Here is a 24,110-nt window from a genome sequence, read left to right as displayed (position 1 = left end):
TACATAAGATCGTAGATGAAGCTCCATCTATGATTCTAAAATAACGGAGAATTGTCAGAGAATTATCATGGGGTCTCCAGCAGCGGCAGCAGGATGTGCTCCAGGGTGTGTTCCAGTCTCGCCAGGCCACAGGCTTCAAGCTCGGCCGCAAACAGGCTACTATACTTTCGGTCCGAGACACTTCCGGTCAGGAACATCCGGCAAAAATGATGGATCTTGTACAACGCATAGAACCGCAGCGGCACGAATCCCGACATATCCAGCACCTGCAATCCCTCATTGATCAGCCGCTCCCCCTCTATCCACTGTTCACGCCGCAGCTTCCAGAGTCCCTTCACTACCTTGTAATTGCCAATCTCCCGCAAAAAAGGCTTGTCCTGCAAAATCCGGCTGACGGCTTCATCCATCCGTTCCAGATCTTCATCTCCAGCTCCCGCTGCGAGATGGATGAACAGCTCTGTAATTACCGTGACCGGGATGAAATTCTCGAAGCCGGGTCCGGCGATCACCTGGTAGGAACGCTTCAGGCGTTCCAGCGCTTTTTCCGGCTGACCTGCAAGGGTGTACATGTCCAGCATCGTGAGAATCTCCAGCTCGGTTTGTTCTGGCGGGTTCAGCAGATTCCGCGCAATCAGGCGCTCGGCGTACTCCACCTTCTCCCTGGGATCGCCAATGAAGAAGTAGAACACATTGAGGTAAAAAAGCCGGTCCTTCAGCGGAATCTCATCCGTATGGATCAGCCACTCCAAATCTCCCTGCACAAAATGAACGACCATGGAATAATGAGGGTCCAGCTCGTAGCCGAGGATGTCCTGCTGGCGGGCCAGGGTGAGCATGGAGTTGCCCTGACCGTAGACATGGAACTTCATGAACACCTCACGCATCGTGTCCCGCAGCTCCGGGTCATTCGTTGCCGGATTCACCGCCACGCCCGCAAGGCCACCCGGGATTGCCAGACTGTACCCGAATCCGCGAATCGTCTTAATGTCAATCCCGCCCAGTTGCCGCAGCTTCTTGCGCAGCCGGTAGATATGATCGTCAACGGTCCGCTCCACCGGATATTCCATCGGCCACACTTTATCCAGCAGCTGCTCCCGGCTGAAGGTCCGCCCCCGGTTACGGTACAGAAACTGCAGCAATGCGAACTCCTTGGGCAGCAGCTCTACCGTCAGTCCTCCGGCGGATACCTTATATTCACTTCCGTTCAACTCCAGATGCATGGCGATGCCTCTTTTCTTCTTCTGCTGATAAATCCACAAGTCGATTATATCAGCTTGAACCAAAAAATCCCCTACAGTTGTCGTCGCTGTAAGGGGATTTTTCATACAATATTGATGTGACTACAGCCGCTCTAATCGGGCCACCTCTTGACGCCACGCTAGCCTGCCATATTATTAATGGAGTCCTGCTCCGAGAACACGGAGATATGATCTATGGTTCCTGTCGATTCGGGGATAACGAATTTGAGCTGATACTGCTTGTTGACCTGATAAATATAGATGTTATGCTCGCCATTCACGGTAGTATCATCCGGCTTACCGAGTACTTCTTCAATCTGCTCTAATGTCAGGTTACGCAGGTCCGGGGCGCTGGAGCGTACATCAAAAATCTTCATACCCTTGTTAAAACCAAACACCACACTCCTCTTGGAGTAGGTGGAATAGACTCCCTTACCGGCCGACTCCTTCAGATCCGGTTCTCCCCAGGCTGCTTCCACCTCGTCGATCATCCCGCTATGCGCAGCATATTCCACGCCGGGCACCTTGCCCTGCTTAGCAAGCTCCAGCAGCTCCTTCAGCTGCTTACTCCGCTCCTGCGGGGTGGCGGGAGCGACGGTATCTGCTTCAGCCCCTGCAACCTCAGTAACCGTAGACTCTGATGTGGCTCCGGCAGCGGCTTCAGGGTCTGCGGTTACAGGCTCTGCGCCCGCAGCGGCACCGTCATCTGTACCGGATTCGCTAACCTGTGCACCTTCTGCTGCCGATGAAGCGCTATTCTCTGGCTGCACAGTCGCTGTAGCCGCAGCCGTATTGTTAGGCGATGTATCCGTTTTGCCGGAATTACAGGCTGTAAGGCTGAGCATCGCCCCAACGATAAGAATACCTGTGATTGTTCTAATTGATGTCGTCATGCTGCCATCTCCTTCGTTATGGGAAACATCCTCTTTTGTCTAAACTTTACCCTATGACGCAGGGGCTGTAACTAAGGTTGCAGGTGCAGACCTCCTGATCCAGGTATTATACACATTGCCTTATGCTATGAATTTGCCTGTCAGATCACGGTCCAGCGCCGTTTTATTCACCACATAAGTACGAGCCATCAGATCATGCAGCGCCCGTTTGCGCTGGGTGAATGCGACGAACAGGCAATCCACGACCACTACCCAGCCCAAAAACACATTTATATCGGCCGCAAGCGGACTCCAGTTCACCAGACTGCTTGGTATGGCGGATAACGCCTCGGTATTCAGACTCACAACCACTGCCAGGAAGCTGTTAACAATAATAAAACTATCCCTGATCAAAGCCTGCTTGATCACAGGATATCTTCCATTCTCATCAACGATTCTTGCCCCCAGAAGCAGCCTGCCCGGCGTCCCGCCGTATCGGACAACCATAAATATATTGAACGCCATAAGCAGTACAAACTGTATAAAAAGCGGAAAAGCTGACCCTGCAGACTCTGCCGCCGGCACTGAAATCCTGGTCAGTAAATAGGTAGGTAGGATAAGAATAAGTGAGTCAATGATATTAATCAGCACTCTTTTCCAAAAGCCTACAAATTCGTACAAATTGAGCTCTTCCTCAATCCGCGGCTCCATACATTCACCCCTCAGCTAGAAGTAGTCCAACATTCATGTCCATGTCCATAACCCCGGCAGCACAATCAGCAACAGCGCAACGGCAATGAGACTCCTACCTCCCATATAATCAAATTAATCACTCGTTCCCAGCACACTCTTCCCCTGCATATACCTGCGCACATGCTGCAAAATCTCAAGATTATGCTGCACAATGATCCGCTTAGCCCGATACTCTTCGGTTAGTTCCATGATCGCAGGTATGCTCTTCCTCCTGAAGCCGCGGTTCCAATCCAGCAGCATTACCCGGAGATACTTGAACGACTGCTTATAATTCCCCTGCTCCAGCCCCAGCCTGGTCTTCATGAACCTGCTGATGACCCGGGCATCCTGTATATAAGCCTTAGGCCTAATTAGAAAAATCAGATCCGCTTGCCGGAAGCTTTCTGTTCCCCATTGGTAATGTACGCCCTCTATAATCCACGACTCCGCATCCATAGCTTCCGCGAGCTTGGCATCCCGCACCTCCGGGGAGTTCTTGGTATTGTCCCTACGATCCCAGACAAAATTATCCGTTTCATAGTACGGAATTCCGTAACTTTGAGCTAATTTCCGGGCGATATACGTCTTCCCGCTGCCGCAGCCGCCTATAATACGTACTTTAATCTTCAGTCCCTCCCTTGGCAGATCTGAATAGAATCACTCTATACTTACAATTCTCTATGTATCCTGTTACTCCTCTTCCCCGGTTAAGCAGTGAAGCCAGCCCATCAATGATTGATCGGCTGGCTTCTGGAGCCGCAGTGTATGGCGGCATGTTGGTTGGTTGGATAATCTGGCCTTACGCAGAGCCCTCCTACTTTACAGCTTCACTACTCCGTCTTTAGCATTCCAGGTGAACGGCAGGCCGAACAGCGGCGTTAAGCTGCCAAGCGGAATGTACAGGCGGCCGTCTATACTTTTGGAGGCTAGCATCACCACTGTTTTACCGTTCACTTTTGCCTTCGTGCTGAGCGGTTTGTGAACTGCTGTATTCTTGCCTATTGTAATGATGAGCGCTCCGGTTCCCGCCTCCTGCATCAGGCTTCCGCCCAGCAGCTTCACGGATTCACTCAGTGGAATATACACCCGCGAATCCTCCAGCAGGAAGGAATTCTTCACCGGCAGCTTCTCCCCGCCTTTGACAAAAGCTCCCGCAATCATCGTAGATCCCAGACGGTAGCCGTTCTTCTCGGCAATGCCTGCCATCTCAAGCCCGGAGGTTGTAATGATAACCCGGGTGTTCTTCGAAATCTTCGGATACAGCCAGTGAATATCGTCATTGTGCATGCGGATGCATCCGGCGCTGACATATTTACCGATAGAGGATTCATTATTGTTGCCGTGAATGGCGTAGGTGGTGCCGTAAGTGTCATTTACCTCCAGTCCCAGCCAGCGGTCCCCCAGCGGATTAGCCGGATCGCCTCCGGGAATCTTATCCTTGTAATAGGGTCTGTTCTTGATTTTGACCACCATCTTGAAGCTGCCTTCAGGCGTCAGGCTTTTCGTTTTGCCGGTAGCGACCGGAAAAATCTTCACCAGCTTACCATCGCTGTAATAAGCCAGTTTGTTCGTTTTTTTGTTCACAATGATCAGATCTGAGGATGCTGATGCCGCTTGCGCCGATCCTGTGAAGCATGCTGTCAACAGCATTACAAATACCAGCGTTAATGCGATACTTCTTGGAAAATAAGTTTGAATCCGGCTAGCCTGTTCACGCTGATTCATAGTTGCCCCGCCTCCATTATGGATGATTCTGGATTGTCTTTTCTACATAGACGTTCATTTGCCGCAATAGTTGCAGAGCAGCCTGTACCTATTCTTATCAACTCGTCCCGCCCGGAGTGACGCAACGTTTGCAATATTGTAACCGTTCTTGGCGGAATCGCCTCCCTTGCAACCGAAGCATGAATATTCACCAGCCCCATCAGAGATAATAAGCCCGCATGACCATAACACCCATATCAAGGAGGCTAAATATTTTGAATACCAACTCATCTGCACAGATCCGGGAATGCGAGCAAATCGTTCAGCAGCTGATGGCACAGACCCAGCAGGGAACGCAGAATTACCAGCAGCTTCTTCAGCAGGAGCAGCAGGATGCCGCCAAGCTCCAGGAGCTTAGCCAGCATAACAGCAAAGCCATTCAGATGATTCAGCAGGCGCTGCAGGGCCATCAGACCGCGATGCAACAGCTTGAGCAGATCTCGCAGTCGGTCAGATCGATGGAGCAGTTCCCGCAGACAACCGGCTTCAATACCCATACAAGCATTCCAAGCTTCAATTCCGGGAACCAGATGGGACTAATGCATTCTATGGGACAGAACCAGCCAATGGGTCAGAGCCACAACACAGGAATGGGAGGGTATAACTCTTCCTTCAGCCCGTCCTTCACTGCAAGCAGCCAGCCGGTGAACTCACTGCATAGCCCGATCAACGCCGGGATCAACCAGCAGCCGATGCACCAGCCGATGCATACGTCAATGCAGACACCGATGTCCGCAGGCTCGTCCTTCAATTCTCCAATGAACCAGGGACGAAGCTTCCAGTAGGAAGAGCAGAGAGCATAGGCAGCTTCGCTTGAACGGCTGTTTTGTATGCTAAAAAGGGTTCTCTCAGACCGCAGCAGCGGAAGCTGAGAGAACCCTTTTGACGTACCCGCCCCCCATTGATGCTCTGCGGATCGCTTAGACTACCAGCCTGCCGGTCTTCTCTGCGAGCCCAACCGTCGCTTCCACGCCGGAGTTGAACTCCAGATAATCGCTCTCCACTCCATCGCTGAAAATCACGCCATCCTCCGGCATCTGCGAGGTGATACGCAGCGGCAGACTGCTGCTGATTCTCCCGAATACCAGTTCTGCTGAAGTGGTCCGGCTTGGAAAAGGCTCCCGCACGGTGAAATACAGCTCAGGATGGTTCCAGGCCAGCCCGCTGCCCGCGCTGACTGCGGCAATCTCCGCAGACACCCGGGCGGTCTGTTCAGCCTCTGCATGCTGCATTTGTGCAGCACGGCTGACGATTCCTGCGGCTCCGGCGAGCACACTCTTGAGCCAGCCCGTGGAGCCTAGGCCGGTCGAGACAATGATGCCGCTGGAGGACTGCTGCTCCAGCTGCCCGTTCAGCTCCAGCTGATACCGGGCCGAGACATGGGTCCGGCGGCCGATGAACAGATCATTCACCCCGTACAGGCTCTGGCCGTCATTCAGCTCCACCTTGGCAAGGGTAACCTCACGGACCTGGCGCTGGGCGCGCAGCACCTCTGTCACCACCTGCTGCACCTCCTTGACTCTGAAGGGCAGCAGTACGCCATCCCAGCGCAGCGGATCAGGATTCACTCCGATCAGCGGCTGCTCCTGAAGGTATTTCAGTGTATTGGCGACCAGGCCGTCCTGGCCCAGGACCACAACGGTATCCCCGGCCCCGAAGATGAAATTTGGCACATGCTGCCGCTCCAGCACCTGCAGCCGGCCGATGGCGCTGAGCTCGGTCACTGCGGTCTCCACCGCCTTGCGGTATTGGAAATCCTCGCTTAAGTAGTCGCTGAAATCGGCTCCCAGCCGTTCAATATAGAACTGGGCCTGCTGGATCGTATTGTAGCGGACCACCAGCTCCTCCAGGCGAGTCTTGCGTTTGATCAGTATGATTTTGTTCTCCGATCCCCGGCTGCTCATCGTCCGTTACCTCCTCTCTCTGCTCCGGCTCCGCCTCCTGCCGAACCGGCCATGATGCCTTGCAGCAGATCCGGCGTAATGTTAAGCTGGCCGATCTTTCCGGCATTCTCCGCCAGCTCCTGGAAGGCGATGGCGATCAGCTTATCCGGGTTCATGCCGACATTCGTCAGCGCCTGCAGGACGTTAGGCGATACATTTTGCAGCGAATTCATTACCGCCGTCAGCTCGTAAGCCTTGGCATCCGCTTCGGCTCTCTTATTCGCTGTTGCCAGCTCAATCAGCGCCTGCTTCTTCTCCTCCAGCTCCGTATCAAAAACCAGCTGCTCTTCCTTCATCTCATTCTGCTTCTGCTTCGCTGAACGGTCAGAATCAAGCAGCGCCTCACGCATCTGTCTCTTCTTCGTCTGAACGGCGATCTCCGTATTCAGCTCATTCTCCTTCACCCGCCGCTCCTGCTCGATCGAAGCATTGCGCCGCTCATATAGCGCATTATCCGCATTACGGAGCATCTCCTCCCTGGCCTGCGCCTCCAAGGCCCGCAGTGTCTCCTTATTCGGTACAATCGCCAGAATGGACAAGCCCATCAGCTCAATGCCCAGCTTCTCAATCTCCGCACTTTGTCCGATCTCAAGCGTAATCGTCTTGGCCAGACGTTCACTTGACTGGATAGCTTCTTTCAGCGGCAACTGCCCAAGCTGCTTCTTGGTCAGGACCTTGGCGATATTGATTACCCGCTGCGCCAGCTTGTGCGGATCGTCGGAGAGATAGGTATTCTTTTTCAGATTATAAGTGTAGTTGAGGATCTGGGTGGTCTTACGGTAATCAACAATCCGGTAGGTCAGCTGCCCCTGGACGGTTACCGTCTGATAGTCTGCCGTAATCTCCTCGAACATGAATGGAACATCGATTGAGGAGACAGGCACCACAACCACCGAAGTCGTCGGCGCATAATAATGAAAAGAAAGTCCGACCCCTTCCCGTACTACCTTGCCGTTCTTCACCTTAAGCACATAATCACTGGGCTGAAATTTCACGTAGCGGAATCCGAACATGGTCATTACCTCCTAGGGTTGAATTGTAAGGAATAAGTTATTAACTAAATGTTATTATTAATTTGTTATTAACAATATCATAGCAGACCCTTTTGATATTATCAATATGTTATTAACTAAATAGGCGAAAAAATATTGTACATATTCAAATCCTGCCTCGTGTTTTGTCCATTGAGTAACAACAGGCTATAATTTATGATAGTCTAAACGATAATGATTATCATTATTGGTAATCACAATACCTTTGGGAGGCATACTTACAATGAACAAGACACGACAACCCTTCGCTATCCTGGGCATGCTCTTCCTGATGGGCACCTTACTGCTCGCCTGCAGCAGCGATAAGGAACAGGCCGGCAATATAGCAGCAACCACCGCTCCCGCCACGGAAGCTTCCGTAAGCCCTGCGGTACCAGCAGCTACAACCCGTTCATACACGGATTACAAAGGCCATACGGCGGAGATTCCTGTGAACCCGCAGCGGATTATCTACTCTGGAGAAACGTACGGCGATCTGACCGCACTCGGTGTACAGGCCATCGGCTATCCGCTCTCCATGGGTGAAGGCCAGGTATTCGAGGACAAGCTCACTGGCGTGGAAGATGTAGGATTCCCGATTAACCTGGAGAAGACGATTGAGCTTCAGCCCGACCTGATCATCTATGCCGGCATTGAGGAAGCAGATTACGAGGCTCTGTCCAAAATTGCTCCAACAATTATCTTCAATACCTTCGCCCCGCTGAAGGAACGGATGCTGGAAATCGGGGATATCCTGGGCAAGAAGCCTGAAGCGGAGGCGTGGCTGGCTGAATACGGAGCGAAGGAAGAAGCGATGTGGGCGCAGCTTAAGGCTGCGGGCATGAAGGACGGCGAGACGGCTTCCGTCTTCACTTATTATCCGGGAGACCGGCTGTTTGTAATGGCAACGACCGGCCTCTCGCAGGTGCTGTACGGAGAGCAAGGCTTCAAGCCTTCCCCGGCCATTCAACAGGTACTGGACGACGATATGGGCTTTCAGGAAATCTCGCTGGAGGTGCTGCAGGAATATGCCGGGGACCGGATCTTTCTCCTGACTCCGGTAGCTGAGGAAGCCAAGCAATCGACGGACAAGCTGCTGGAGAGCGCGGTGTGGAAAAGCCTGCCCGCCGTTAAAAACGGCTACGTCTACACACAGGACATCACGAAGACCTCCAGTGATGCTACCACAAGAGAATGGCTGCTCGGCGAGCTTCCCGCCATGCTGGGCAAGCAATAATCCCGGATAATCATTCTCATTAAATCAAATTCTGATCTGCCCTGAAAGGAGAACCAAGCCTTGCGCCAGCCTGCCCATCCCGCTCAACCTCTGTCGCCGCCCCCGCCCGCCTCTCTCCGTTCTCTGCTGTTTCAAATGAAGAGCATTGAGCTGGTGATGCAGAGTGCTGACACCGTATCGGCCGTGCGGACTGCGGAGCAGCATACGCTTCTGCTGTTTACGGGCGGCCGCGGTGAACTGCACATCACGGAACAGGCCACACTCTCTGTACATACGGACAAGTGCTGTCTGCTGCCTCCCGGAGCCTCATACCGTCTGGATAATCAGGAGCTGACACTCTATTATTATCTGCTGTCCTTTAACGCCGTTACTACTGGGGGTTCCCCTGCGCTCTGCCTGGATGAACTGCTCCCGGGGCGGACAGAGCTGATCTTCCACCCCTTCACCCGGGTGATCCGGCTGGCCGAAGAGCTGCTTGCACACCCTAACGGCGGGGATGATCTCCAGCATTTCAGACAACAGCTTCGCTTCCAGGAGCTGCTGCTCCTGCTGTTAGAGCAGAATTACTCTACCCGCCAGCTGCCAAGTCCGGCGCAATCTGTAGAGAGTACGGTTCACTTCATGCAGAATCATTATAGGGAGAGCATCACAGTGAAGCAGCTCGCGGAGCTGGCCGGTGTCTCCCCCTGGCAATACACTCCTATCTTCCAAAAGCTGACCGGAAAGCGGCCGCTCGATTATCTGACCGATCTGCGCATCGGGCACTCGAAGCATCATCTGCTTGCATCCGCCGAGCCGCTGCGCGAGATTGCCCGGCGGGTCGGCTTCTCCGATGAATATTACTTCAGCCGCCGCTTCCGGCAGAAGACAGGCGTGACGCCCGGGCAATATGCCCAGTCTCAGCAGCGCCGGATTACCGTCACAGATTGGACCGGACATTCCGTAGAAATCCCTGAGCGTCCGAAGCGGGTTGTCTACCACGGGGAGACACTGGGGGATGTGCTCGCGCTGGGGGTTAAGCCTGTCGGAGGCGATGAGGCATTCGCCCGGGGCAGCGTCTATAGCCACCGGGTCAAGCATTTAGCCAATGTAGGATTTCCGCTGGACCCGCAGCTGACCCGGTCCATCCGGCCTGACCTGATTATCCTCGCAAGCCCGGATGAACAGGTCTACCGGAGTGTAGCCGGCATCGCTCCGTCACTCACCTTCGATTCCTTCGCACCGCTTGAGCAGCGGCTGCGGATTCTTGGGGAGTGGCTCGGGAAGCAGCGCGAAGCAGCGGTCTGGCTGCAAGCCTACCATGCCAAAAACGCCGCCATGTGGCAGCGTCTGTACGCCGGGGGGCTCCGGGCAGGTGAAACAGCTTCGGCGCTATTCTATGACCATGGCAACCATCTATACGCCATGGGAATGACCGGCTTGTCCACGGCCTTGTATGCGCCCGGCGGCCTGCAGCCGACAGCGGAGATCAAGGACATTCTGGACAAGGACCTGGGGTTCCGCGAAGTGGACCCTGCGATGCTGCACAGCTACGCGGGGGACCGTGTCTTCATGCTGATTCCAGAGCGGGAGGACTCCCGGAAAGCCATGGAGCAGCTGCTCCAGACGGAGCTCTGGAGCAGTCTGCCTGCCGTGGAGCAGGGCCATGCCTATATGCTGGATGGAGCCAAATGGAATTCCGGCGATGCGCTGACCCGGGAGCGGCTGCTCACACTGCTGCCCAGACTGCTGGGCGGTCAGAAAGGGGAGTAGCCTGAGCACCCTGCTAGGGCTTGAGAAGCCCACGGATGGCTGCGAGCCGCTCGGGGTCTACCGGCTTCAGCGGGTCGCCGTCCTCCCGGACTGCCGAACCGAAGTGTACCCGGCGGACACCGGTCCGCGTAACGAAATCCTTCAGGTCTGCGGCATTCAGGCCGCTGCCTGCGAGGATGGAGAGCGAGGAACCGGCAGACAGCCGTTCCAGCACAGCAAGCCTCACCATACCGCCAGGCGTATTGGCAGCAGCAGTCCCGCCGGAAGTCAGGATATCCGTAATCTGCGGATACCGCTTCAGGACCTCCAGGGCTTCAAGCTGGTCCTTCACCTCGTCGAACGCACGGTGGAAGGTGACCTCCATCCCCGCTGCCCGCTCCAGGAGCCGGTTCAGCAGTTCTTCATCTATCGTCCGGTCCTGGCGGAGCATTCCCATCACCACATACAGCCCGCCTACCCCGGCTATGTGGCGGATATCGCGCAGCATGGTCTCAACATCGGATGTATCATACACGAAGGAGCGTGCATGCGGCCTTACCATCACTCTCACCGGAATGCTGACCTGCTCCCGGACCGCTTCAATCAGGCCCAGACTGGGCGTTAGTCCGCCCTCCCGGATGCCTGTGATCAGTTCAATCCGGTCAGCACCATAACGCTCCGCTATGACCGCATCATTTACTGTAGTAGCTATAACCTCTAACAGCATAATTTGCTGCACTCCCCTTCTTGGTCTTAATTCTTGTAAACCGCCTTACCCTTAGTATAATGAGAAACATAGTAAATAGCAGGAAGGAATGTTTGCAGATGAGCGCAGATCATACATTACGAGTAGTATCCGTTCAAGAGATTAGCCTGGAGCTTAGAGAGGAATTAAGCTCTTTATTAATTGCTGTTGTGGAAGATGGCGCATCCATCGGATTCCTGCCTCCGCTGGGGGAGGACGAGGCCGCTGCTTATTGGCAAAGTGTCTCCGGGCCTGCGGTGCGGCTGTGGATAGCGCTGGAGGGTGAGACGGTTGTCGGCACTGTGCAGCTGCATCTGGTACTGAAGCCCAACGCTCCGCACCGGGCGGAAGTCGCCAAACTGATGGTCCATCCGGCACACCGCCGCAAGGGAATTGCGGGCGTGCTGCTGGAGACTGCCGAGCAGGCTGCTGCCGCCGGGGGACGGACACTGCTGGTGCTGGACACCCGCGAAGGCGATCCATCTAACCTGCTCTATCAATCACGGGGATATATAGAAGCCGGGAAGATTCCTGACTATGTCATTTCCGCCGGCGGAGGTATGGACGCCACGGTGATCTATTACAAACACCAATAACCGGAAGCATTACTGGACCAGAGACCAGGATTTTTCCCGCCTTTTGGAGAGTGTGTTCTCTGGATGAAGCCTCTATACTGAAGAAGTTGAAATTTGGAAATTCGGAATGGAGCGGCCTGAATGATAAGACAAAGTATACACGCGTGGAAAATACTAATGCTCTCCCTGCCCAAAGGAATCATCGCTTTCGTCATTGCTGTTACAGGTCTGAGTGCGAGCCTGCCTCTGATTATTGTATGGGTGGGGCTGCCTCTGCTGGCCCTGACCTTGGCCTGGTGCCGCAGCATGATGTCCAGTGAACACAAGATCGTTGAAGCCTGGTCCAGCGGCAACAGCCGCCAGGGAACCGGGCAGCCCGCTGCCGCAGATCATGCTCCCGCCTTCCGCTGGGAGGGGCTGCGGACATTAGGACACCAGCTCCGCGAAAGGGAGTCGTACCGGGGAATCCTGTACAGCCTCCTCCAGCTGCCCGCAGGCATTCTGGGCTTCACGCTTGTGCTGGTCCTGCCTACGGTTGCCTTCAGTGCTCTTCTGTCGCCTTTGGCCCAGCGAATCAGTGCATCGGTATTCTCCTATGATCTGAATATGCTGGACCCGGAGTTCTTCTTCTTCCTGTCCGGCACAACCTCGGACGAACGCTCGTGGATTCTATGCGGAACCGGATTTGTGCTGCTGCTGATTCTGCCGCTGCTGCTTGTGGCTCTTGGACGTTTGTACGCGGCCTGGATCAGCGCAGTCTCAGGAACACACGTGAATTCCGCCAGTACCCCGCTTGAAGTCATACATACCTGATCTCTTCCCGCATATCTATTAATAGTTCACTTGCCAAAGCTTACGAAGCGGGTTGTGCCCGAAGTGAATGCAGGAAGGGCGGCCCGCACAACCTTGTGAGGAGGCGGTTCAGTGCTCATGATCCTGGTGTATCTGTTTGCTGTGCTTGGCGTGTCTCTCCTGCTGTTGGCTGCGGTTCTTCAGTACAGACTCTCCCGTCCCAGGGCAGCGGGCCATAGCGGGGCTACCCATGCCCTGTCAGCCTTCAGCCTGAAATTCCCCCAGCGGTTCATTACCCCGGACGAATCCCATCTGATTGCCCTGGATGAAGAAGGCCAGGCACTGGCCATCGGTCTGCTGCATCCGGGGAAGCCGGAGCCGGCGACAGCCACCATGTATACGTTCGATGCCATCCTTGGAGCAGAGATTGTCGAGAATGCCCTGACTCTCAGCAAGGTCAGCAAAACCAGCCGGATTAGCACCAGTGCACCCAGAACACGGGCAGGTGCCGCCGCAAGCTATGAGTTCACAGAGGCGGTCCCGGACAGCATTCCTGCCGAAGAGATCCGCGAGCTGACACTTAGAATCTATTTTAGCAGCGCAGATACGCCTGTGGTATCCATTCCTTTTCTCCCGCCGCGCCTGCCGGCCCGAAAAACAGATCTGCAATATTCCGCAGCCCTCCTTGAGGCGCAGCAGGTACATGAGAGAATCCGCGACATCGTCTCTGCATAAGGGAAGCCGTATCCTTCAGAATCAGCAATTACCGGACAACCGCTGTAAAATCCTCCAGAGCCCGCCCCTGTCTCAGCTTATCGATGATGGTCAGCAGGAAGCTCTCCGCGAGGCTGCCTGGTAATATCGCGTCCGCAGCTTCATCCAGGGTGAACCAGGCTGCGTGGTCCAGCTCGTCGCTCATGGCACTCAAGTCCTCCGTATCGGCCACACTGATGTAATTGAGCATTAACGTATTGGACGGGGCGAAATACTGGCTGCGCATATATTCATAAGCAATCACTTCAAGCCCCGCTTCTTTCTGTAGGCTTCCGAACGTACCACGGTAAAATTCAAGAAACCCGTCCTTTATAGCGCAGGGAACAGGGTTTCTTGGCGTGATGTGGAATATAATATAAGGGGCCCGGACACTACGGGCTGCATTAACATCATAGAGATGGAGGGAACTACTCGACATGAACATCATTAATTTCGCGCATCGCGGCGCATCCGCAGCCGCCCCGGAGAACACAATGGCGGCCTTCCGCAAGGGTCTTGAGCTTGGCGCAACCGGCATTGAGACTGACGTACAAATGACCAGTGACGGAGCAGTGGTAGTGATCCATGATGAGAGTCTAAACCGTACCACTTCAGGCAGCGGTTATGTGAAAGATAAGACGCTTCGTGAGGTGCTGGAGGTAGACGCAGGCTCCTGGTTTAGCCCAGAGTTCGCAGGAGAACAGATTCCGACACTGGACGAGCTGCTGGATCTGCTGCAAGGCCGGGAGACGATTCTAAATATAGAGCTGAAGAACGGAACCTTCCTCTATCCCGGCATGGAAGAGAAGGTAATCGCCGCTGTCCGGGAGCAGGGTATGAGTGAGCGGGTCGTGATCTCCAGCTTCAATCATTATTCCCTGGCGTACTGCAAGTCGCTGGCACCGGAGATCCGTACGGGTATTCTCTACGGGGAGGGACTCTACCGTCCTTGGAATTACGCGGCTACCCTGCAAGCGGATGCGCTGCATGCCCATCACTCCTCGGTACTGCCGGAGTTCGTGAATGCCGCAGCGGAGAAAGGCATTGTCTATCATCCGTGGACGGTTAATGATCCCGAGCGGATGCAGGCGTTAATCGATGCTGAGGTGGCGGGGATCATTACGGATCATCCAGATGTTCTGGCCGGGCTTTTGGCTGCCAGAGGCGTCTGAATTATGTTACACAGCTGCGCTGTCCATAGGATGGCGCAGGCTTACTTATAACACTTATAAACCTTATTGCGCTCTTGAGCTGCTGAGCAGCTTCACGGAAGGAATACGGCTCTCCTGCTTGTATACGGCATAACGTCCGCTGCCCAGCTGCTTGGCGTTGTACATGGCGGAATCCGCCTCCTGAAGCAGCTGCTTCGGATCGATACGGCCCTGGCTTATCGTGATCCCGACACTTGCGGACACGAATAATTCATGGCTCTCCAGCTTATAGGTACGGGTGATGCGCTCCAGAACCTTAAGAGCAAGCTGCTCTGCCTCCTTGCGGCTGTAGCGTTTGGCGATAATGACGAATTCATCTCCGCCCACCCGGAAAATATGCCGCTTGCCCTTGCAGGTGAATTGCTGCAGGCTGGTTCCAACGGCCTCCAGTAACAAATCCCCTGTATGATGGCCGAGGGTATCGTTAATCGATTTGAACCGGTTCAGGTCCAGATATAATACCGCAAGCTGCTCGCTCATTTTGCAATGATCCCAGAAATGATCCATTCCGTTCTTATTCAGCAGGCCGGTCAGCGTATCCCGGTATGCCAATTCCTTGAGCTGCTCACGCTCCCCAAGGATCATGCGCATCCGCAGGAACAGATACAGAATACCGGCGAGTGTCAGCATGTACAGGAACAAAGAGATCAGCAGGCTTCTGCCTTCTGTAGTGAAGCCGGTTAAGCCTCTTCTGCCGAGCAGATGCATGCCCCCAAGTCCTGCACTAATCACCAGCACCACAAGACTCGAGCGGACTGCCCGGGTTCTTTGCGTTTGTCGTGAGAAATCACTTGTCAGTCTGAGCGAGCTATATACGGTCAGTACCCCTATAAGTATGGATAGAATTGTCAACATATAATTGCGGGCCTCTTCCACTGGTCTTACGCCCTCCTTCAGCCTATCAATGAATTTATAGATTTATCGCTTTCAAGCGCTACTGTACAGGAACAGACTGAACAAATTCTGAACAACTCCGGCAAGAGATGCTGTAAATGAATACCCGTTCAGGATGAGCACTAAGCATATTATCGGCAGGACCGGCGCTTTATTGTAATGAAATGCCCGGAAATATCCCGTTCTATCCGTCCATATGCTCAGCGCTATTGTACAATTCACAGCTCCAGCTGTCATTCTCCTTGACCAGGCAGGTGATGGAGGTGTTCTTCAGCAGCACGCTCACATCAAGGGAAGGCACAAGCCCGGCCAGCGTACTCCGCAAAATAGCCCCATGGCTGACTACCAGCACATTGCTGCCGGGATGGCGCGCAGCAAGCTCTTCAATCGCCCGGACTCCCCGCTCGCGGGCCAGCTCCTGACTCTCCAGCTTCAGCTCCATCGTCTTCCACTGGCTGCCGAAGCGCTCGATCCGCTCACTCTCGGTAGTTCCTTCAATCAATCCGCCGTTCATCTCCCGGATGCCCGGAACGAGACCGGCCAGCGGGATGCCCAGCCTTCCGGCGATGGTCTCCGCCGTCTGTCTGGCCCGCAGCAGGTCGCTTGAATAGATATAATCCCACGCTTCACCGCTAAGCCGCTCCGCAAGCACGCCGGCCTGCCGGAAGCCTTCCTCGTCCAGAGGATTATCCGTATGACCCTGTACCCGGCCCTCCTGATTCCAGCTTGTGCTGCCGTGCCGGATTAAGCCTATTCTTGTCATGATCGCTACCACCCTTATATGTAGATATTCTAATGTGATCCCATTATAAACTAACAAGCTACTGGATGCATGCTCCATTGACGGTAACGGGAGACGATTATATGATGGTAGCTCAAGTGCTGCATTTTGGGGCCTGTTCCAGTATCATCCTAACCTGCAGATTAAACTGCTACAACCTAAAGGAGATTTTGTGTATCATGAAAAAAATGCTCACCCTCTTTACCGCCTTCTGTCTGCTGGCTGTCCTTCTTCCAGCACTGCAATCCGGTGCCGCTGCGGCGCCGCAGGCCAAGCTTGCCGTATATGTGGACAAGGAGAATCACTCCTTCATCCCGCTCCGCTTCCTGAACGGCTTCGCCGGTATCCAGTCTGTACTCACCGCTTCGGGCGGCCAGATTCAGATGTCACGCGGCGGGAATTCCATTATCTTCACTCCAGGCAAGCCTGGGGCTTCCGTCAACGGCAAGCCCGTTACCGTAAGTGTCCGGCCTTTCAGTGAGAACGGGACCACCTATGTCCCCTTGTCTCTTGTAAGCCAGACACTCGGCATACAGCTCCAGTGGAATAGAGAAGCTGGGTCGCTTACGCTGACAAGCGGGGCTGAAACAGGCACCGCTGAGACAGCCACCCTGCCTGTACAGAACGGCAGCCTGATCAAGAGCGGCTCGCCCGCTGTAGTCAGCGGACATCATACCTACAAGGTCGGCGGCCGCTCCTTCAGCGTCCAGACGGTCACGGTCTCCCTGCTGCATCCTTCGGTGAAGCTGGACGCCGTTCTGGCCGGGAATACCGTCGGCAAGACGGAAGCCCTTGCCAGCATCGCCAAGCGCAGCAATGCTGCTGCCGCGATCAACGGCACGTTCTTCGCTGCCTATACTGACGGCGCCTTCAAGGTTCCTTACGGCTACATCATCAGCGGCGGGAAGATGCTGAAGAACAGCTCCGGAGACAAACGGGCTGTCTTCGCATACGATAGTAATATGCTGGCTGAGCTGATTCCGGGCAGTGAATTCAAGGCCCGCTTCGATTCCGGTTCCGTTCTTGGCGCACTCCAGGCAGGACCACGGCTGCTAGTCAACGGGAAGGTCGCGCTGAATGTGGCGGGTGAAGGCTTCCGGGACCCCAAAATCCTGACCGGCGGAGGCTCCCGCAGCGCGCTGGGCATCACCCGCGATCATAAGCTGATTCTGCTGACCTCCGGCGGGGCAACCATCCCCCAACTGGCGGAAATTATGAAGCAGGCCGGAGCCTACCAGGCAATGAACCTCGATGGCGGGGCCTCCAGCGGCCTCTACTACAATGGCAAGTATCTGACCACTCCGGGACGCCTGATCAGCAACGCGCTGGTTGTCCAGACTAAATAATGCAGAGCTGATTTATTCTAATACGCTGAATCCTATGAAACTGCCTTGATGGAATGCTGCGAAGCTGCCATTCCTAAAGGGCAGTTTCTTTTTTTTGATACCAGCAATTCCCCTACGCGCTCAACTCCATCCGTACATCAGGCAGAATAAGGAATCCTCCTGCGGGGGATAATACAGGGAGCACATCCAGATTTCAGCAGACAGGAGCCCCCGAGATGCCTCAGCAAACGAAGAAGAGCCGCCAGACTACCAAAGATCCCGTAGAAACCTCCGTGCCTGCACCGCTTCCGCTGAAGCTCTCCCTTGAGGATAATTTGCAGGAACTCAGCCGCCGGATCGGCAGCAGCTCGGATATTGTCATCCGCCATTATAAGAGTGAAGCTCAGCCTCCCCTTTCCCTTGCCTTCATCTATATTGACGGTCTGGTCAACGCTGATACTGTCAATCAGTCAGTACTCCAGTCCTTAATGGAGAACAGCACGCTGAACGGAGATCGGATTACCACAGAAGCTGCCTTCAACCTGATTAAAGAGCACATCCTGCCCGTTGGGGGAGTTAAGGAGGCCCGGACCCTGGAGGTGCTGCTGCCCTTGCTTTTTGACGGCTATACCCTGATTCTGTTCGAGGGGCTTCCGGTCGCACTGGCCGCCGACACCTCCGGCTGGGAGAAAAGAAGCATTAATGAGCCGACCTCCCAAGGGGTTATCCGCGGGCCCAAAGAGGGCTTCACAGAGAGCCTGCGCACCGGGACCTCCATGCTGCGCCGCCGCCTGAAAACCACCGATCTGCGGATTGAGGAATATAAAATCGGCCAGCGTACCGGGACCGGGATTGCCCTCGTCTATTTGAAGGGCCTCGCCAGTGAACAGGTGCTAACCGAAATCCGCCGCCGGTTGAACGCCATCAATACCGATGCCATTCTGGAGAGCAATTATATTGAAGAATTCATACAGGACGGCGGCCTGACGCCTTTTCCCACCATTCAGAATACCGAACGTCCCGACGCCATAGCCGGGGGCATTCTGGAAGGTCAAGTCGGGATTATCATTGACGGCACTCCCTTTGCGCTGCTGGCTCCGTCTACCTTCTTCAATTTCTTTCAATCCAGCGAGGATTACTACCAGCGGTATGATATTTCCTCCTTTCTGCGGCTGATCCGCTATGGAGCGTTCTTCGTCTCTATGCTGCTGCCGGCACTCTATATTGCCGTCACTACCTTTCACCAGGAGATGCTGCCGACCACACTGCTGATCAGTCTGGCTGCCCAGCGGGAAGGGGTTCCGCTCCCCGCCTTCGCAGAGGCACTGCTGATGGAGCTGACCTTCGACGTCCTGCGTGAAGCGGGGGTACGTATGCCGCGGACCATCGGACCGGCTATCTCTATTGTAGGTGCGCTGGTGCTGGGGCAGGCTGCCGTTCAGGCCGGGCTGGTCTCGGCGGCGATGGTCATTGTGGTTTCTTTTACCGCCATCTCGAACTTCGTGATTCCGTCACTGGCCATCGCCAACTCCATCCGGCTGATACGCTTTATAATGATGTTTATCGCCGCATCGCTTGGGTTGTTCGGCATCATGTCCTTCTTGATGGTACTGCTGATTCATATGGCAGGCCTGCGTTCCTTCGGGGTGCCCTACCTGTCTCCGGTAGCGCCGATGATTCCGCGTTATCTGAAGGATATCTTCATCCGCGTTCCGCTGTGGAGCATGGACATACGTCCCAAAACTAACCTGGGTAAAGAAACCCGCAGACAAGCACCGCACCAGAAGCCCAAGCCGGCGGAAGGCGCGAACGGGCCCACCCAGGAGCAGCAGAATCCGCAGGGGGAGGGTCCGGCATGAACGGAAAAATCGGCACTACCCAGGCAGCCATGCTCATCGTTAATACCATATTGCCGACGGCCACCGTCGTGCTGCCCATCATTATCAGCACCTATGCCGAACAAGACGCACCGCTGGCCATCATTATGTCCACCCTGGCCGGTCTGCTGATTGCCGCGATCGTCGGGACTGTGATTCGCAGCAGCAACGGCGCTCCTTTTCTGGACTGGGTCGGGGAGAAAAGCTCTCCGGTTGTCTCAACCATCCTGGGTCTGCTGATGCTGCAATTCTATCTGGATACCTCGGCAACGATCCTGCGCGAATTCGTCAATTTCATCAAAGACAATGTGCTGATCAACACGCCGGTCACGGTGCTGGTAATTCTGATCCTGTGCATTACGATCTATATGGTAAGACAAGGCATCGAAGCCATCGCCCGGGTGAACAGCCTGATTATTCTGCTCTATCTGTTCTTCGCACCGCTGTATCTGTTCGGGTTATATCATGATCTGAATGTGCACCAGCTGCTGCCGATGTTCGATCATACCCTGGCGGAGCTGACACTGGCCAGCCTGACGCCGACTGCCTGGATGTCCGAAGTAGCCGTGATGCTGTTTCTGGCGCCATACCTGCAGTATCCCCAGAGGGCGCGGATCATCGGCTGGACGGGCCTGCTGTTCGTCGCTACGCTGATGATGCTCTCTCTAGTCTCCGCTCTGATGGTATTCGGAAGCCAGTTTATCAAGCTGACGGCCTATCCGGGCTTCTCCACCGTGGGGATCGTCAGAATCGGCCGGTTCATAGAGAAGCTGGATATTCTCTTTATCTCTTACTGGGTGCTGTCGATCTATCTCAAATTCGGGATCTTCCTGTTCGTGACGGTAGAGTGCTTCAAGCAGACGTTCCGGGTCAGCAGCAGCCGGCCCTTCATCGGGGCGCTGGGTCTGGTCATTGCGCTGGAATGCCTGTTCTCCTGGCAAAGCTCAGCCGAGCTTAATGACTACAACAAAGAAGGACGGTTCGTGGTCTTCTTCCTGTTCAATGTGCTGGTTCCGCTGGGGGCGGTTCTGCTGAACAGAGTGCAGAAGGCCAGATCCAGGCGGAAGGGGCTTGGGACATGAAGAACAAACAGAGAACCCTGCTGTGCCTGATCCTCTGTCTCCCGCTTCTGTCTGTTCTTCTCTCCGGTTGCTGGGATGACCGCGAGCTTAATGAACTGGGCATTACCTCCGGCTCGGCCTATGACTGGGAGAACAATCAGTGGAAAGCGACCTATCAGGTGATCAACCCTTCATCGGGGGCCAGCGGTATGGGGGGCGGCGGAGGCGGCAGTACCAGTTCGCCGCCGTTCCTCACCTTCACCGTCAAAGGCCGGACGATCATGGAGGCCATTGAACGAACCAATCTGACCAGTACACGGGAGATGTTCTTCTCCCACTCCAGAATAACCGTCATTGGTGAGAGCCTCGCCAGGCACGGGATTAATCAGCTGATTGATATGTTCCTGCGCAAGCAGGATGCAAGGGAAACTGTATTCGTATTTATAACCCAGGGGGACGCCGGTGATATCCTGGATCAGCTTATGCAGATGACCAAAAATCAGGGGGCCGGTATCCAGCTCATGATTGAACAGGAAGCGAAGCTCGTATCCTATTATCCCGGAACCCGCCTGTATGAGCTGGCTATGGCCCTCTCCTCCGAGTCCCGAAGTGCCGTGTTGCCGGAAATTCTCCTGACGGGTCCCCAGACGATGGATGAGACCAGCGAGACAGGCGTTACAGATCTGCCTTCGCGCCTGGCGCTGGGAAGACTCGGAGTCATCAAAGGGGATACGTTCGTGGGGTGGCTCAGCCAGAAGCAGGCTTTTGGCCTCTCTTTTCTGACCAATAGCATCGACTCTGCGACCATCGCCTTCGCCTCTCAGCCTACGAAGAGTGACAAGCTGGACGCCTCATTTATTCTGCAGAATTCGGCCACTACGGTTCGCCCCGTCTGGGATAAGGATCATTATGTGATGAATATTGAGGTCAAAGGCAGCGGAGTACTCACCGAGCTTGGGAGCGTCATGGATCTGAATGACCGCAAGGCCATCCGTGAGATGGAAGCCTCTCTTGAACAGCGGGTGCTGAGTCTTGTCAATGATTCATGGACGGAGGTCAAGCGGCTGGGGGCCGACGTCACGGGATTTGCCGTGAGAATCCACCGGAGCGACCGCAAGCGCTGGAAGCAGATCGAAGAGGAGAAAAGCTGGGACCGCGTATTTCAAGAGATTGAGATCCGCCCGCAGGTCTCGATCAAGATTGAACGGACCGGCCTCAGCAATAAATCGTTCAAATCCGTTCAACAGGAGTAAAGGAGCCTATCTATGAAAATAGCTATAACTCTTATACTCTACGCGATTGCTTATCTCTGGGGGTGGACGAAGCTGCGCGGAGAAGGCCGCCGCCTGCAGCGTCTCTGGTTCGGCTGTATTCTTGGATACTGCGCCTATATTAACCTATGCGGGATAACCAGAACCCCCCATGTATCGCTAAGTCTTCTATATACGGCGTTCTTCCAGCCTATCGGCAGAGCCATCATCTATTGGTTAGGAGGCTGATTCGTAATCATGCCCAACAAAGAACAGGTCTCTTCCCTCCAGATTGCGTTCATGATTATGCTGTTTGAGATCGGCAGCACGCCGCTGTTCCTGCTCGGAGGCACGGCGAAGCAGGACTCCTGGCTGGCGATGTGTATAGGCTCCGCCGCCGGATTCATCCTGCTTCTGCTGCTGATGTGGATTCAGTGGCGCTCTCCGGGCACAGACCTGATCGGGATGCTTAAGCTCCATTTCGGCAAGCTTCCGGGAGCCTTCATCGGCGGTGTCTATAGCCTGTATTTTGCCTATCAGTCCATGCGTAATGTCCGCGATCTCGGGGAACTGACGGCGATGACCATGCTGCCAAGAACACCCATGTCTGTCACGATGCTTGTTTTTGTGTTGCTTGCGCTATACGCCATCTGGAAGGGGGCCGAGGTTGTATTCAGGCTGCCCGAGGTCCTGCTGCCCGTGATGCTTTTCTTCTATATCCTGCTCGTTATCATGCTTGGAATGATGGGATCTATCGACTTCGGCCGTCTGTCACCTGTCCTTGGGGGCGGGCTGATGCCGGTGATTGAAGCTGCGCTGCCGGAAATCGTCTCGTTCCCCTTCGGGCAGATGATTGTTTTTCTGATGCTGTGGTCCTTATGGGAGAAGCCTGGTCTGCCTGTAAAATATACGGTGAATGCCTATCTGCTCATCAGCCTGTTCCTGATCTTCATGAACGCGCTCAATGTGGCTGTCCTTGGCCCGACCATCTCGGGAATCAGCCAGCTGCCTTTTCTCAAAACCGTCCGCACTTTATCCAACCTCAAATTTGTGGAACGGCTTGATATCCTGGTGACTGTCCAGCTCTTCGTGGGGCTGCTGATCAAGATGATGATCTTCTATTTCTGTTCCGTAAAAGCTCTTGCAGAGCTGACCGGCAAACCGGCCAAATGGTGGGTCTTCCCTGTGGGGGCAATCATCTACGGCTCCTCCTTCCTGGAACGGGATTACACCCAGCATATCGCCATCGGCCTGGGGCCAAGCCTGAAGCTTGACCCGCTCTTTCAGGTCGCCATTCCGCTGCTGCTGGCCCTGTCGATCTGGGTGCGGGGCCGGTTACAGCGTTCAGCTTGAAGCAGATTGCTCCGGCTGTTACTGCTGGTCGAACTTCAGATTCTGCGGCCCGGACGGAAGGTTCTCCGCACCTGTAGAGCCATCTGTTACGGGTACATCCTTGCCTACTTCCTCAAATTCACACTCCCCCAGCCACACCTTCCCGCTTCCGCTCAGCAGAATTCCGATATTGATCACGTCAGCTTCGGACGGAATATCCATTACGCAGGCATAGTGGTTCCATTCCGTGGTTCCTTGTATGCTCCGGTTCTGCATGTTATCAAAAGCTAACATATTCTGCTGATTATCATCCACTCTCATCCACAGGCCGCTCCAGCCGGTGACATCCTCCGTTCTTACGAACCCGGAGAAGCGCATCCGTCTCCCCCGATACTCTCTTGCCTGAAACTGCTGCATCAAGGTTCCAAAACCATTGTCGTCCTGCGTAGCCTGTTCATTGGAATGAAGATGCATGGAGGGACTTGTCTTATAGCAGACGCGGGGATCGATCTCTACCTTATAGTTCTCCGGGTGGGTACCTGTAATATACCAGCCTGTAATCTCTGACATTGTAAATACCTCTCTTTCTTGAATCAATAGTCTCACCTGCGATCTGTACTGGGCAGGCGGCAAATCATAAATTTCCTTGAAAGCTCTTGTAAAAGCCTCCTGACTCTCAAAGCCGCACTGCAGCGCAATCTCAAGAATACGTGTCTCGGAGTACAGCAGGAGATTGGCTGCTTGGCTGAGACGGCGGGCCCGGATATATTCATGGACATTTTTATTCACATATTTCCGAAAAATCCGGTGAAAATGATATTTGGACAACCCCGCTGCCTTAGCCACCTTCTCCAAATCCAAATCCTCTTCCAAATGCTGCTCAATAAACTCGATGCTCTTGTGAATCAATTGGTAGTGCATTACTCTCACCCCCTCCACAACTCAAAGTATATAGCAGACACCGGA

General features: G+C 54.5%; 25 protein-coding genes. 13 read left to right on the top strand and 12 right to left on the bottom strand.

Annotated features, from left to right (window positions below):
• Positions 1-65: 65 nt before the first annotated feature.
• The 5 genes from ACFSX3_RS18740 to ACFSX3_RS18720 all read right to left on the bottom strand — a co-directional run bounded on the left by ACFSX3_RS18740 (position 66) and on the right by ACFSX3_RS18720 (position 4,567).
• Complete coding sequence (locus ACFSX3_RS18740; RefSeq protein WP_379313127.1) at positions 66-1,283, bottom strand: winged helix-turn-helix domain-containing protein; 1,218 nt, start codon at positions 1,281-1,283, stop codon at positions 66-68.
• 95 nt (positions 1,284-1,378) lie between these two features.
• Positions 1,379-2,131, bottom strand: a complete 753-nt coding sequence (locus tag ACFSX3_RS18735; protein ID WP_209993359.1) for a YjgB family protein — start codon at positions 2,129-2,131, stop codon at positions 1,379-1,381.
• 120 nt (positions 2,132-2,251) lie between these two features.
• Positions 2,252-2,821 carry an RDD family protein gene (locus ACFSX3_RS18730; protein WP_209993358.1) on the bottom strand — a complete coding sequence of 190 codons (570 nt, stop codon included), beginning with the start codon at positions 2,819-2,821 and terminating at the stop codon, positions 2,252-2,254.
• Between the two features lie 114 nt (positions 2,822-2,935).
• Positions 2,936-3,325, bottom strand: coding sequence for a hypothetical protein (locus ACFSX3_RS18725; RefSeq protein ID WP_379257664.1), 390 nt, complete (start codon positions 3,323-3,325; stop codon positions 2,936-2,938).
• 336 nt (positions 3,326-3,661) lie between these two features.
• Positions 3,662-4,567: a L,D-transpeptidase family protein gene (locus ACFSX3_RS18720; RefSeq protein WP_209993357.1), complete on the bottom strand. Its 906-nt coding sequence runs from the start codon at positions 4,565-4,567 to the stop codon at positions 3,662-3,664.
• A 254-nt stretch (positions 4,568-4,821) separates the two neighbouring features.
• Between ACFSX3_RS18720 and ACFSX3_RS18715 the strand changes: the two genes are divergently transcribed.
• Positions 4,822-5,391: a hypothetical protein gene (locus tag ACFSX3_RS18715; RefSeq protein ID WP_209993356.1), complete on the top strand. Its 570-nt coding sequence runs from the start codon at positions 4,822-4,824 to the stop codon at positions 5,389-5,391.
• Positions 5,392-5,526: 135 nt separating this feature from the next.
• Here ACFSX3_RS18715 and ACFSX3_RS18710 read toward each other — a convergent pair whose 3' ends face one another.
• A complete protein-coding gene (locus tag ACFSX3_RS18710) occupies positions 5,527-6,510 on the bottom strand; it encodes an NAD(+)/NADH kinase (protein ID WP_209993355.1) in 984 nt (327 codons plus the stop codon).
• Positions 6,507-7,562: an SPFH domain-containing protein gene (locus tag ACFSX3_RS18705; protein ID WP_209993354.1), complete on the bottom strand. Its 1,056-nt coding sequence runs from the start codon at positions 7,560-7,562 to the stop codon at positions 6,507-6,509. The genes ACFSX3_RS18710 and ACFSX3_RS18705 overlap by 4 nt, the downstream gene beginning before the upstream one ends.
• Before the next feature lie 262 nt (positions 7,563-7,824).
• Between ACFSX3_RS18705 and ACFSX3_RS18700 the strand changes: the two genes are divergently transcribed.
• Together ACFSX3_RS18700 and ACFSX3_RS18695 are read left to right on the top strand one after the other, a co-directional pair.
• A complete protein-coding gene (locus ACFSX3_RS18700; protein WP_209993353.1) occupies positions 7,825-8,817 on the top strand; it encodes an ABC transporter substrate-binding protein in 993 nt (330 codons plus the stop codon).
• A 60-nt stretch (positions 8,818-8,877) separates the two neighbouring features.
• Positions 8,878-10,569 (top strand): helix-turn-helix domain-containing protein, encoded by a 1,692-nt coding sequence (locus ACFSX3_RS18695; RefSeq protein ID WP_379313124.1) that lies wholly within the window; start codon positions 8,878-8,880, stop codon positions 10,567-10,569.
• 13 nt (positions 10,570-10,582) lie between these two features.
• Here ACFSX3_RS18695 and ACFSX3_RS18690 read toward each other — a convergent pair whose 3' ends face one another.
• Positions 10,583-11,275 carry a copper homeostasis protein CutC gene (locus ACFSX3_RS18690; RefSeq protein ID WP_209993351.1) on the bottom strand — a complete coding sequence of 231 codons (693 nt, stop codon included), beginning with the start codon at positions 11,273-11,275 and terminating at the stop codon, positions 10,583-10,585.
• Positions 11,276-11,373: 98 nt separating this feature from the next.
• Here ACFSX3_RS18690 and ACFSX3_RS18685 point away from each other — a divergent pair, with 98 nt between their 5' ends.
• From ACFSX3_RS18685 to ACFSX3_RS18675, 3 genes are all read left to right on the top strand, one after another.
• Positions 11,374-11,889, top strand: a complete 516-nt coding sequence (locus tag ACFSX3_RS18685) for a GNAT family N-acetyltransferase (RefSeq protein ID WP_209993350.1) — start codon at positions 11,374-11,376, stop codon at positions 11,887-11,889.
• 120 nt (positions 11,890-12,009) lie between these two features.
• Entirely contained in the window at positions 12,010-12,681 is a 672-nt protein-coding gene (locus tag ACFSX3_RS18680; protein WP_209993349.1) for a sensor domain-containing protein, read from the top strand.
• Positions 12,682-12,792: 111 nt separating this feature from the next.
• The gene (locus tag ACFSX3_RS18675; RefSeq protein ID WP_209993348.1) at positions 12,793-13,395 is read left to right on the top strand and encodes a hypothetical protein; all 603 of its coding nucleotides are present in this window, start codon (positions 12,793-12,795) and stop codon (positions 13,393-13,395) included.
• Positions 13,396-13,423: 28 nt separating this feature from the next.
• Here ACFSX3_RS18675 and ACFSX3_RS18670 read toward each other — a convergent pair whose 3' ends face one another.
• The gene (locus ACFSX3_RS18670; protein ID WP_379257677.1) at positions 13,424-13,678 is read right to left on the bottom strand and encodes a hypothetical protein; all 255 of its coding nucleotides are present in this window, start codon (positions 13,676-13,678) and stop codon (positions 13,424-13,426) included.
• A gap of 172 nt (positions 13,679-13,850) precedes the next feature.
• Between ACFSX3_RS18670 and ACFSX3_RS18665 the strand changes: the two genes are divergently transcribed.
• A complete protein-coding gene (locus ACFSX3_RS18665) occupies positions 13,851-14,585 on the top strand; it encodes a glycerophosphodiester phosphodiesterase (protein WP_209993346.1) in 735 nt (244 codons plus the stop codon).
• Between the two features lie 63 nt (positions 14,586-14,648).
• On the opposite strand, the gene ACFSX3_RS18660 is transcribed toward ACFSX3_RS18665, so the two are convergent.
• Both ACFSX3_RS18660 and ACFSX3_RS18655 read right to left on the bottom strand, forming a co-directional pair.
• Positions 14,649-15,479: a diguanylate cyclase domain-containing protein gene (locus ACFSX3_RS18660; protein ID WP_209993345.1), complete on the bottom strand. Its 831-nt coding sequence runs from the start codon at positions 15,477-15,479 to the stop codon at positions 14,649-14,651.
• Positions 15,480-15,702: 223 nt separating this feature from the next.
• Positions 15,703-16,281, bottom strand: a complete 579-nt coding sequence (locus ACFSX3_RS18655) for a histidine phosphatase family protein (protein ID WP_209993344.1) — start codon at positions 16,279-16,281, stop codon at positions 15,703-15,705.
• Positions 16,282-16,478: 197 nt separating this feature from the next.
• On the opposite strand from ACFSX3_RS18655, the gene ACFSX3_RS18650 reads away from it, so the two are divergent.
• The 6 genes from ACFSX3_RS18650 to ACFSX3_RS18625 all read left to right on the top strand — a co-directional run bounded on the left by ACFSX3_RS18650 (position 16,479) and on the right by ACFSX3_RS18625 (position 23,165).
• Positions 16,479-17,645, top strand: coding sequence for a phosphodiester glycosidase family protein (locus ACFSX3_RS18650; protein ID WP_209993343.1), 1,167 nt, complete (start codon positions 16,479-16,481; stop codon positions 17,643-17,645).
• Positions 17,646-17,860: 215 nt separating this feature from the next.
• The gene (locus ACFSX3_RS18645; protein WP_209993342.1) at positions 17,861-19,483 is read left to right on the top strand and encodes a spore germination protein; all 1,623 of its coding nucleotides are present in this window, start codon (positions 17,861-17,863) and stop codon (positions 19,481-19,483) included.
• On the top strand, positions 19,480-20,583 hold the full coding sequence (locus ACFSX3_RS18640; RefSeq protein ID WP_209993341.1) for a GerAB/ArcD/ProY family transporter: 1,104 nt from the start codon (positions 19,480-19,482) through the stop codon (positions 20,581-20,583). Before ACFSX3_RS18645 ends, ACFSX3_RS18640 begins: the two co-directional genes overlap by 4 nt.
• Positions 20,580-21,815, top strand: coding sequence for a Ger(x)C family spore germination protein (locus tag ACFSX3_RS18635; RefSeq protein WP_209993340.1), 1,236 nt, complete (start codon positions 20,580-20,582; stop codon positions 21,813-21,815). Before ACFSX3_RS18640 ends, ACFSX3_RS18635 begins: the two co-directional genes overlap by 4 nt.
• 12 nt (positions 21,816-21,827) lie before the next feature.
• Positions 21,828-22,061: a hypothetical protein gene (locus tag ACFSX3_RS18630; RefSeq protein WP_209993339.1), complete on the top strand. Its 234-nt coding sequence runs from the start codon at positions 21,828-21,830 to the stop codon at positions 22,059-22,061.
• 9 nt (positions 22,062-22,070) lie between these two features.
• Complete coding sequence (locus ACFSX3_RS18625; RefSeq protein ID WP_209993338.1) at positions 22,071-23,165, top strand: GerAB/ArcD/ProY family transporter; 1,095 nt, start codon at positions 22,071-22,073, stop codon at positions 23,163-23,165.
• 18 nt (positions 23,166-23,183) lie between these two features.
• Here the strand turns inward: ACFSX3_RS18625 and ACFSX3_RS18620 are convergent, their stop codons facing one another.
• Complete coding sequence (locus ACFSX3_RS18620) at positions 23,184-24,065, bottom strand: AraC family transcriptional regulator (protein ID WP_339222674.1); 882 nt, start codon at positions 24,063-24,065, stop codon at positions 23,184-23,186.
• Positions 24,066-24,110 lie beyond the last annotated feature (45 nt).

The sequence above is a fragment of the Paenibacillus rhizoplanae genome (genome assembly GCF_042684125.1).
In the GTDB taxonomy this organism is placed as follows: Bacteria; Bacillota; Bacilli; order Paenibacillales; family Paenibacillaceae; genus Paenibacillus_AQ; species Paenibacillus_AQ rhizoplanae.
Note: the sequence above shows the minus strand (reverse complement) of the source record. Positions and strands in the feature narration are given on the sequence as shown.